The sequence below is a fragment of the Saccharothrix sp. AJ9571 genome, assembly GCF_021725495.1.
GTDB classification, from domain to species: Bacteria; Actinomycetota; Actinomycetes; order Mycobacteriales; family Pseudonocardiaceae; genus Amycolatopsis; species Amycolatopsis magusensis.
On sequence record NZ_CP091382.1, the window covers coordinates 8,610,333 to 8,620,763 of the forward strand.

Sequence of the window (10,431 nt, forward strand, 5' to 3'; positions counted from 1 at the left end):
CCGACCATGGAACCACGGTCGTCGCTCGTGACGGCGCCCGAAGCCGGCGACGTTCAACCGCTGCACCGACCGCGGCGAAGCGGTGGATGCGGGCCAGCCGCTTCGGCGTGACGCCGATGAGCCAGCGAGCAGCAACACCGCCAGGTGCGGCTCCAGCGGCCGCTGCGCCCACTGATCTCGGTCGAAGCGCTCACGCAGTTCCACCTGGAGCGCGCCGGGCCGCAGGAGCCATCGTGCTCGGCGACCGCAGCGCGGTTTGACGCAGTCCTTCACCCGGCGGTGACCGGGCTTCAGCTGTGGCTGAGCGCGGCGCGCACGGCCGCGATGGCGCGCTCGACATCGCGTTCGGTGGTGCGCCAGTTGAGCACCGAGACCCGCATCGCCCGCACGCCGTTCCACGTGGTGCCACCGAACCAGGTCGTGCCCTCGCCCTGGATCCGGGCGATGACGGTGTCGGTACGGTCGTCGTGCGCGCCGTCCGCGGCCCGGAACCGCACGAGCCCCTGGTTGAGCCGCGGGCCGGACAGGATCTGCGCGCCCGGCAAGGCGCCGATCTCGGTCACCAGGCGTTCGGCGTGCGCGCAGCACCGTTCGACCAGGTCCTGCAAGCCTTGCCTGCCCAGTGAACGGATCGCCGCGTAACAGGCGAAACCCCGTGCGCGCCGGGACCATTCGGGATTCCAGTCCAGCTGGTCGCGAGCGTCGTCGGCGTGGATGAGGTACCCGGCACGAAACGACATCGCGGCCCGGTGCGCGGCGGGATGGGCGATGATGGCGAAGCCGCTGTCGAAGGGCAGGTTCAGCCACTTGTGCCCGTCCGTGGTCCAGGAGTCGGCGAGTCCGACCCCGGCCAGCAGCTCGCGGTGGCGGGGGCTGACCGCAGCCCACAGGCCGAAAGCGCCATCCACGTGAACCCACGCCCCGTGCTCCCGCGCGAGCAGGCACGCCGGTTCGAACGGGTCGAACTCACCGGTGTCGAGGTTCCCCGCCTGCAGGCAGACGATCGTCGGCACGTCTCGCGCGCGCAGTTCCCGCTCCAGCCCGGCCAGGTCGATGCGCCCGCGCGCATCCGCACCGACCGCGCGAATCGACTCCGTGCCCAGCCCCAGAACCCGTACCGCCCTGTCGATCGAGCCGTGCTGGTGCCCGGCGGTGAGCACCCGGATCGGTGGCGCGCCGGACAGCCCCTGGCGTTCGACGTCCCAGCCGCGCTCGCGCAGCAACTTGCCCCGGGCCGCGGCCAGCGCGGTGACGTGCGCCAGCTGAGTGCCCGTCACGAACGCCACCGACGCCTCGGCGGGAAGCCCCAGCAACTCCAGCAGCCAGGCCCCGCACACCTCTTCGACCACCGCCGCGGCCGGGCTGCAGGCGTAGAGCGCGGCGTTCTGATCCCAGGCGGAGGTCAACCAGTCCGCCGCCAGCGCGGCCGGAACGGTGCCGCCGATCGCCCAGCCGAAGAACCGCCCGCCCGCGGAACCCAGCAAGCCACCCGCCACATCACGCACCAGCTCCTCGACCACCCGCACCGGCTCGGCACCGTCCTCGGGAACCGGCCCATCCAACGCCGCACGCAACTCCTCACGACTCGACCGGTGCCCGACAGGGCCGCGATCGAGAGCGGTCAAGTAGGCACCGGCCAGCTCGGCGGTGTGGTGCAGCAGGGAACGAACATCGGCGTCGGCCATGGCCCCACCCTGACACCGGAGTCCACTGAGGACTAGCGGAAATCGGCCCCCGAGTTCCACCGCGGCCGGCTGATGACGGCGGATCCTCGACGCTCAGAGTGTGAATGCCTGCCCGTCCGCACCGAGAGCCATGATGCGGGTCTGATAGCCGACGTAGCTCGGGTACTCACCGGCCATCCACAGCACGCTCATAGCGCCGTCCCCTGGCAGGCCGACCGGTTTGAAAGGACGTGCGTTCAGCTCGGTGGAGCTCCGCGTTACCGGTTCGCTCGTCCAGGTGTAGCCGCCGTCGGCGGTGCGCCACCGTTCGACTTCGTGACGGCCGCCGGGGACTTGCCGGGAAAGCAGCACCGTCGAGGGATCGGTGTGGTCGAGCGAGATCCCGCCGGAATAGTGGGGTTCTTTGCCGTCCGCGCTGATCGAATCTCCCGCAGCGGTGATCCGGTGGTCGTGCCAGCGACCTCCGTCCCATCGCGCGTAGCGGTACTGGTGGTCGGTGTCGGCGGGGAAGTTGGCGTAGACCAGGACCGGGCGTTCACCGCGGTCGGTCGCGATCTCCCAGATCCAGGACTTGGGGCGGCCTGTCGCGTCATAGACCTTGTCCGCTTGCGATGGCCTCACCGGGGTACCGAGCGGGCCGATGCGTGCACCGTTCGCCCGGTGGAGGTGCCCGGCCCGGTAGTACATGTAGTAGACGCTCGTGTGCACGTTGCGGGGATGCCCGTCGGTGAAGGCGAAGTGGATCGTGTCCCGGCCGTTGGTGCACATCTTCACATACGGCCGCTGGCCGGGGACCTGGATCAGCGACCGGGCTTCGGTCCACTGGCCACCGTCGCCGACGGTGGTGCTGAAGGCGGGGTTGAAGTCCGCGCCACGCCAGAACAGGTACTTCCTGCCCTTCTCGGCGGCCAATTGGGCGATGCTGGTGTAGGTCCAGCCGTATTGGCCCTCGGTGTTCGTGGTGATGGTCGTGGCCGGTTCCCAGCCGCCGGTGATGTCCTCGGGGAGCCTGGATCGGCGGTAGTACAGCGGGATGTTCCTCGCGTGCGCGGTCCAGTACACCTCGAGGCGGCCGTCCGGCAGCACGTGGATCGCCGGATTGTTGTGGTCGTCGATCTCGAAGTTCTCAGCCAGCACGGCATGGGTCAGGCGCGTGGTCGCGTGGTCGTACTGCGCGACGGTGATTTCGCCGGAATCGGTGATGAAACCGATGTAGGTGCGCTTCCGCCGGCCCTGGTGGTGCACCGCTCTCGGGCCGCCGAACCAGCACCAGGCGCCGCTGGGCGCGACGAGCAGCGGTGTGGCTACGGCCTGGCTGGAGACGCCGAGCATCGCCGCCGCTCCTGCGGCGCCGGCGAGGCCGAGTGCGGTCCGGCGCGGAAACGCACCGCTGCCCGTCGTGACCATGACTTACTCCCGGATGTCAGGCGGTATCAACGAGTTCTCCCTAGTGCAGGTAGGGCCAGCCCGCGGAGTCGATCGCGAGCAGGTTGACGCCGAGCAGCGACGCGCCGTTGTCGGCGTAGTAGTGGTAGAAGAGGACGTCGCTGTCGCTGTCGGCCAACACGTCCTGGTGGCCCGTGCCGTGCACGCTGCCCTGTCCGGCCAGGATCTCGGTGCCGCCACCGGAGGTCAGGGCGGTGCCGTTGCGGTCGGCGTAGGGCCCGGTGACGCTGGTGGACCGGCCGACCATGACCCGGTAGGTGCTGGCGGCGCCCTGGCAGCACTGGTCGAACGACACGAACAGGTAGTAGTAGCTGCCGCGCTTGACGATGTTCGGCGCCTCGATCGCGCCGCCGTTGCGGCCGGCGATGCTGCGGACCGTCGAGTCGGCGCGCAGTCCGGTGGCCGGGTCGAGTGCGATCATCTTGAGGCCGGACCAGAACGAGCCGAAGCTCAGCCACCAGCGGCCCTGGTCGTCCACCACCAGGTCCGGGTCGATCGCGTTGAAGTTGTCCGACGTCCGGGATTCGATCACCAGACCGCGGTGGGTCCAGGTGCCGGAGTTCCCGCTGGGGCTGGTGGCCAGGAAGATCGCCGAGCGGTTCGAGCCGAACGTGGAGGCCGAGTAGTACAGGTGGTACTGGCCGTCGCGGTAGGACAGGTCCGGCGCCCACAGGTTGCGGCTGTTGTCCGTGTACGGGTTCGCCCAGGACGTCCCGTTGGGGAAGGCCGAACCCGCGTTGCGGAACGCGGTGCGGTCGGTCGAGGTCTTCAGCGTGATGCCGTTGCCGGTGTGGGCGACCAGGTAGCTGCCGTCGGGCCGTTTGACCACGCTCGGGTCGTGCACGCCGACGTCGCCGGTCACCCTGCCGGGCAAGGGGTAGGCGAACGCGGCCGGAGCCGCTGCGACGGTGAGCGCGAGGGAGACCAGCAGGACCGCCACGGGTCTCAGCCACGGGATGGCCGCGGTGGCCGGGATCGCCCGTCGGTGTCGGGACCGAGGTGGTGCCGGGACTGTGGGGTGCGTGCGCGGACCCATGCGTCGCCTCCTTGCGAGCAGGAACCTTGGTATCGCCCCGGGTCATCTCCACCGGAGGCGTCGCCAGCACGATAGGCACATGTCGCGGCGGCGAACAAGAGTTCGCTGTTATCGCTAACAGCACTGGGCAGCCGTATGTGGATCCACTGTGGAGAGTTGATTCACCGAGTGAACTGCGATGCCACAAGATCAATCGGAACCGGGCGCCCACTCAGGAGGTTTTCGCACTGTTCTCGGCAACAGTCCGGCCGACCGTACTTTCCCGCGCGATCAGCCGGTGGCCGGCGCGCACCTCGATGCCGTGCGGCGGCTCCGCGCCGGCGATGCGCCGCACCAGTCGCTCCACCGCGGTCGTGGCGATGGCGGCCTTGTCCGGGGAGATCGTGCTGATGGTCGGGTTGGAGTAGCGGCCTTCCTCGATGTCGTCGTAGCCGATGAGCGCGATGTCCTCCGGCACCCGGAGCCCGTGGTCGAGCACGGCGCGCAGGGCGCCGAGCGCGACGAGGTCGCTGTAGCAGAACACGGCGTCCGGCGGGTCCTCGCGGGCGAGCAGCTCGCGCATGGCGCCGGAACCGTCGGCGCGGTTGAACCGGGGCGTCGGGATGATCAGCGACTCGTCGACGGGCAGGCCGGCATCGGCGTGCGCGCGGCGGTAGCCACGGGTGCGCAACTGCGCGGCCTCGCCGGTCGGGTACGGCTGGTCGCCGATGGCCGCGACCCGGCGCCGGCCGAGGCCGATCAGGTGCGCCGTGGCCGCCCGGGACGCCTCGACGTCGTCGATGCCCACATGGTCGAAGACCCCGTTGGAGACCCGCTCTCCCAGGATCACCAGCGGCAGGTCCGGGTCGATCTCGACCAGGTCCTCCTGCGCCAGGCCGAGCGGGCTCAGGATCATCCCGTCGAACAGGAAGGCACGCGCGCCGCGGCTGATCAGCTCGCGTTCGTGCGCCGCGTCACCGTCGGTCTGGTCGATCAGGACGTTGTAGCCGTGTTCCCGGGCCGGCGGGATGATGGCCTGCAACAGCTCGGAGAAGTACGGCGTGTCGAGGTAGGGCACGACCACCGCGATCTGCCCGGAGCGCCCACGCGCGAGGTTGCGGGCCAGCACGTTCGGCCGGTAGTTGAGCTCGAGGAGAGCCCGCTCCACCTTCTGCCGCGTGTGCTCGGTGACCCGCGCGTAGCCGTTCACCACGTTCGACACCGTCCGGGCGGACACACCCGCGATCCGGGCAACATCACGCAGAGTAGCGTCCCGCATGACCACTCCTCCATCCGGACCTTGCCTCCGGTTCGGCCCGGCGGCCCTGCGGGAAGTGTGCACGTCAGGTCCTCGCCACGACAACCGGACCAGGCCGGTGGACCACCTGATGCCGCGACAGCCGGTCTTGCAGCGCAGCAAAGCGGGATGCATACTGTTTGCAGCGCAGCAAAATCCGGTTCCACGGCGGCAGCAACGGCCGGATCGGCCAGACCCTGCCCACCGCGGCACACAGTCCTCACCGACGCTCAGCGACAGCGGGACGGATAGCCGCCCCACCTTGCTCTCCGCGAATCGATCACTTTCCGTGATGTCGGCTGCCCGCCTCCGGGTGGCAGGCCCGGCCGAAAGGCGCCCCATGCCAGCGATCAGGTGCTTGAGAAAGGCGGCGTCGGTTCTCGCCGCCGCCGGTCTGCTCGCGGTCGCGGCCTGCGCCGGCGAGGACGGCGGGTCCGACGGCGGGCCGGTGACCGTATCGGTGTGGGCGTGGTACCCGGAGTTCCAGGGCGTGGTCGACGCGTTCAACGCCTCCCACGACGACATCCAGGTGAAGTGGACCAACGTGGGCACCGGCCCGGACCAGTACGCCAAGCTGAAGACGGCGTTCACCGCCGGCACCGGAGCGCCGGACGTGGCGATGGTGGAGTTCCAGCAGATCCCGACCTTCCTCGTCCTCGACGCCCTCGTCGACATGGGCGAATACGGCGCGGGCGAGGACAAGGACCGCTACGCGGAATGGGCCTGGGGCCAGGCCACCGACGGCGACAAGGTCTACGCCATCCCGGTCGACGGCGGCCCGATGGCGCTGATGTACCGCAAGGACCTCTTCGACCAGCACAAGATCCCGGTGCCGGCGACCTGGGACGAGTACGCCACGGCCGCGGAGCGGATGAAGGCCGTCGACCCGGACGCGTTCATCGCGAGCTTCGGCAGCGATGGCGGGTGGCTCAACGGGCTCATGTGGCAGGCCGGCTGCCGGCCCTATGGCTACTCGCTCACCGAGGCCAGGGACCGGGTCACGATCGACCTGACCAACCCGGCCTGCGAGAAGGTCATCGAGTTCTACGGCGACCTGGTCGAGCGCGACCTCATGGCCACGGATCCCTTCTTCACCGCCGACGCCACCGCGGCGCTGGACTCGGGCAAGTACTGGACGTGGGCGGCCGCCGGCTGGACCCCGGGCTACGTCGCCGGATCGCTGAAGAACACGGCGGGCAAGTGGGCGGTCGCACCGATGCCGCAGTGGACGAAGGGCGCCGACGAGCAGGGCGACTGGGGCGGCTCGACGTTCACGGTGACCAAGCAGGCCGAGAACCCGGAGGCGGCGACCGTCGTCGCACGTGAACTGTTCGGCACCTCGGACCAAGCCTGGGACATCGGTCTGCACAAGGCATTCCTCTACCCGCTGGTCAAGGACGTCGCCGCCGACCCCGCGTTCACCGGCAAGGCCTACGAGTTCTTCGCCGGTCAGAAGGTGAACGAGATCTTCGTGCCGGTGTCGGAGAAGCTGGGCGACTTCGACTACACGCCGTTCCAGGACTTCGTCTTCGGCGAGCTCAACGACCGCTGCGCGGAGGCGGTCGCGGGCAAGCGGGAATGGGACACCGTGCTGTCGGCGACCCAGGAGAACGTCGTCGGCTACGCGAAGCAGCAGGGCTTCACGGTCATCGAGCCGTCGTAGGAGGTTTCCGTGACCCGACGCCGCCTGACCGGCCACCCGGTAGCCGGGATCCTGTTCGTCCTGCCGTTCTTCCTCGTGGTGGTGGTGTTCCTGGTCGTACCGCTCGGGTACGCGTTCTGGCTCAGCCTGTCCAGCAAGAGCCTCGCCCTCGGCACCCGGTTCACCGGCTTCGACAACTACGTACGCGCGTTCACCGACCCGATGCTGCTGGACGGCTTCGTGCGGGTGGTCGTGTTCGGCGCCGTCCAGATCCCGGTGATGCTGGGCATCGCACTCGTCGGTGCGCTCGCCCTCGACGCGATCACCACCCGGTTCGCGGTCGCGTTCCGCCTGATCGCGTTCATGCCCTACGCCGTTCCGGCCGTGCTCGGCGCCCTCATGTGGGGGTTCCTGTACAGCAGGACGTTCGGGCCGTTCGCGGACCTGCCGACCGTGTTCGGCGGCGCGCCGGTCGACTTCTTCTCCGCCGGCCTGTTGCTCGCGTCGCTGGGCAACATCGTCACCTGGGCGTGGACCGGCTACAACATGATCGTGCTGTACTCGGCGCTGCAGGGAGTGCCGAGGGAGATGTATGAGGCCGCGCTGATCGACGGGGCTTCCCAGATACAGCTCGCGTGGCGGATCAAGGTGCCCGCCATCAAACAGGCGATCGCGCTCGCCACGGTATTCACCGTCATCGGGACCATGCAGTTCTTCGTCGAGCCGTACGTCATGTCGCGCTTCGCGCCGCAGATCTCCGCCGGCTACACCCCCAACCTCTACGCCTACAACCAGGCGTTCGCGTACTCGGACTTCCACTACTCGGCCACGATCTCCTTCACCCTCGGGTTCGTGGTGTTCGTCGCGGCGTACGCGTTCGTGTTGGTGAGCCGGCGAAGGAGGGGCGACTCGTGACGCCGCGAGCGCGGCTGCCGCACCTCCTCATGGCGGTCGGCATGCTGTACTTCCTGATCCCGTTGCTGTGGATCGTGATCGCCGCGACCAAGAGCCAGGCCGACCTGCTGTCCAGCCCGGCCCTGTGGTTCGCCGACTTCAGCCTGGTCGACAACCTTGCCGCGCTGTTCCGCGAGGACGGTGGCGTCTACGGCCGGTGGTTGCAGAACACCGCGCTGTACTCCGGGGTGAGCGCCGCCGGGGCCACCCTGCTCGCCGCCCTCGCGGGTTACGGTCTGGCCCGTTTCTCCTTCTGGGGCAAGCGGTTCTTCGAGACGGCGCTCCTCGGCATGATCATGGTGCCTGCGACGGCGCTGGTGCTGCCGACGTACCTGATCCTGTCCAACGTGGGCATGGTCAACACGGCGTGGGCGGTCATCCTGCCCTCGCTGCTCAGCCCGTTCGGCACCTACCTCGTCCGGGTGTACGTGGCCGCGAACGTACCGGTGGAGCTGCTCGACGCCGCCCGGCTCGACCGGGCGGGTGAGCTGCGGATCTTCTGGCAGGTGGTGGTGCCGATGATCCGGCCGGCACTGGCCACCGTCTTCCTGTTCACCCTGGTGTCGACGTGGAACAACTACTTCCTGCCGCTGGTGATGCTGAGCGACGCCGAGCTGTTCCCGGTGACGGTCGGGCTGACCACCTGGTTCAACACCGCGCAGCAGGAGGCGGGGACCCGGGTGCTGTTCAACCTCGTCGTCACCGGCTCGCTGCTGGCCATCGTCCCGCTCGTCGTCGCCTTCGTTCTGCTGCAACGCTTCTGGCGGAGCGGGGCGAGCACGGGCGCACTCCGGTAACCCTACGACCGCAGGAGACCCGTGTTCACCGCTTCCGTAGCGATCAGCCCGGACCACGTCATCGCGCCGGTGCGGCGCCGCCTGTTCGGCTCCTTCGTAGAGCACATGGGACGGTGCGTCCACACCGGGATCCACGAGCCCGGGCACCCGACCGCGGACGAGGACGGCTTCCGCGGCGACGTGCTGGCCCTGACCCGCGAGCTCGGTGTCGAGCTGGTCCGCTACCCCGGCGGGAACTTCGTGTCCGGGTATCGGTGGGAGGACGGCATCGGGCCGGTCGCCGACCGGCCGGTGCGCCGGGACCTGGCGTGGCGCAGCATCGAGACCAACGCGGTGGGCGTCGACGAGTTCGTCCGCTGGGCCCGCAAGGCGGACGTAGAGGTCATGTACGCGGTGAACCTGGGCACCCGCGGTGTCGCCGAGGCGCTCGACGTGCACGAGTACGTGAACCACGAGAGCGGCACCCACCTCGCGGACCTGCGCCGGCGCAACGGAGCCGAGCACCCGCACGACGTGCGGCTCTGGTGCCTGGGCAACGAGCTCGACGGGCCGTGGCAAACCGGGCACAAGACCGCGCACGAGTACGGCCGGCTCGCCGCGGAGACCGCGCGGGCGCTGCGCCAGGCCGAGCCGGGACTCGAACTCGTCGCGTGCGGCAGCTCCCACTCCCGGATGCCGACCTTCGGCGCGTGGGAGGCCACGGTCCTGGAGCTGGCCTACGACCAGGTGGACCACATCTCCTGCCACGCCTACTACGAGGTGCTCGACGGCGACGTCGACAGTTTCCTCGCGTCCGCGGTGGACATGGACCGCCAGATCGAGAGCGTCGTCGCCACCGCCGACGCCGTCGGCGCGCGACTGCGAAGCCGCAAACGGATCGGTGTGTCCTTCGACGAGTGGAACGTCTGGTACCAGACCCGGTTCCAGGCCGACCCGCCGACCGAGTGGCGGGTCGCGCCCCGGCTCATCGAGGACACCTACGACGTGGCCGACGCCGTCGTGGTCGGCAACCTGCTGATCTCGTTGCTGCGGCACAGCGACCGCGTGACGGCCGCCTGCCAGGCGCAGCTGGTCAACGTGATCGCGCCCATCCGCACCGAACCCGGCGGCCCGGCCTGGCGGCAGACCACCTTCCACCCTTTCGCACTGACCTCCCGTCTGGCCCGCGGCCACGTGCTGCGAACCGAGATCACCGCCCCCACCCACACGACCGCCCGACACGGCGACGTCCCCGTGGTCGACGCGGTCGCCACCCACGACCCCTCCTCCGGCGAGACCGTCCTCCTCGCCGTCAACCGCCACCGCTTCGAGCCGGTCGAGTTGCGCGTCGCCACGAGGGCCTTCGGTGACCTGGAGGTGGCCGAGTCGTGGATCCTCCACGACCCCGACCCGTCCGCCACCAACACCGAACACGCCCCGGACCGGATCGTCCCCCGCCCCCACCCCGCCGAGCGCACCGGCAACTCCGTGCGCGTGGTCCTGCCCCCGATCTCCTGGCACGCCGTACGGCTCGTCGGCGCCATTCCGGACGGGCGCAACTGATCCTGTGCGTCGAGGTCGATGTTGCCGTGGCTGAACGCCTCACTGCGCGCGAA

8 protein-coding genes are annotated in these 10,431 nt (G+C 69.5%); 4 read left to right on the top strand and 4 right to left on the bottom strand.

The window, feature by feature from the left end; all coding sequences use genetic code 11:
* Positions 1–290 precede the first annotated feature (290 nt).
* The 4 genes from L3Q67_RS38960 to L3Q67_RS38975 all read right to left on the bottom strand — a co-directional run bounded on the left by L3Q67_RS38960 (position 291) and on the right by L3Q67_RS38975 (position 5,425).
* Positions 291–1,685 (bottom strand): pyridoxal phosphate-dependent decarboxylase family protein, encoded by a 1,395-nt coding sequence (locus tag L3Q67_RS38960; RefSeq protein WP_499186412.1) that lies wholly within the window; start codon positions 1,683–1,685, stop codon positions 291–293.
* Between the two features lie 93 nt (positions 1,686–1,778).
* Positions 1,779–3,092, bottom strand: a complete 1,314-nt coding sequence (locus L3Q67_RS38965; protein WP_499186413.1) for a BNR-4 repeat-containing protein — start codon at positions 3,090–3,092, stop codon at positions 1,779–1,781.
* Between the two features lie 40 nt (positions 3,093–3,132).
* On the bottom strand, positions 3,133–4,080 hold the full coding sequence (locus L3Q67_RS38970) for an arabinan endo-1,5-alpha-L-arabinosidase (RefSeq protein WP_499191748.1): 948 nt from the start codon (positions 4,078–4,080) through the stop codon (positions 3,133–3,135).
* A 298-nt stretch (positions 4,081–4,378) separates the two neighbouring features.
* Positions 4,379–5,425: a LacI family DNA-binding transcriptional regulator gene (locus L3Q67_RS38975; protein ID WP_499186414.1), complete on the bottom strand. Its 1,047-nt coding sequence runs from the start codon at positions 5,423–5,425 to the stop codon at positions 4,379–4,381.
* A 376-nt stretch (positions 5,426–5,801) separates the two neighbouring features.
* On the opposite strand from L3Q67_RS38975, the gene L3Q67_RS38980 reads away from it, so the two are divergent.
* From L3Q67_RS38980 to arfA, 4 genes are read left to right on the top strand one after another with little or no spacing between them, the layout of a single operon-like run.
* Complete coding sequence (locus L3Q67_RS38980; protein WP_499186415.1) at positions 5,802–7,106, top strand: ABC transporter substrate-binding protein; 1,305 nt, start codon at positions 5,802–5,804, stop codon at positions 7,104–7,106.
* A 9-nt stretch (positions 7,107–7,115) separates the two neighbouring features.
* Positions 7,116–8,000, top strand: coding sequence for a carbohydrate ABC transporter permease (locus L3Q67_RS38985; protein ID WP_499186416.1), 885 nt, complete (start codon positions 7,116–7,118; stop codon positions 7,998–8,000).
* A complete protein-coding gene (locus tag L3Q67_RS38990; protein ID WP_499186417.1) occupies positions 7,997–8,836 on the top strand; it encodes a carbohydrate ABC transporter permease in 840 nt (279 codons plus the stop codon). Before L3Q67_RS38985 ends, L3Q67_RS38990 begins: the two co-directional genes overlap by 4 nt.
* A gap of 21 nt (positions 8,837–8,857) precedes the next feature.
* Positions 8,858–10,378, top strand: a complete 1,521-nt coding sequence (arfA, locus tag L3Q67_RS38995; protein WP_499186418.1) for an alpha-N-arabinofuranosidase — start codon at positions 8,858–8,860, stop codon at positions 10,376–10,378.
* Positions 10,379–10,431: the final 53 nt, after the last annotated feature.

What these genes read in the sequence shown, in the direction of transcription:
- L3Q67_RS38975 (WP_499186414.1), bottom strand. Translation starts at nt 5,425, where the DNA reads ATGCGGGACGCTACTCTGCGTGATGTTGCCCGGATCGCGGGTGTGTCC.
- L3Q67_RS38960 (WP_499186412.1), bottom strand. Translation starts at nt 1,685, where the DNA reads ATGGCCGACGCCGATGTTCGTTCCCTGCTGCACCACACCGCCGAGCTG.
- L3Q67_RS38965 (WP_499186413.1), bottom strand. Translation starts at nt 3,092, where the DNA reads ATGGTCACGACGGGCAGCGGTGCGTTTCCGCGCCGGACCGCACTCGGC.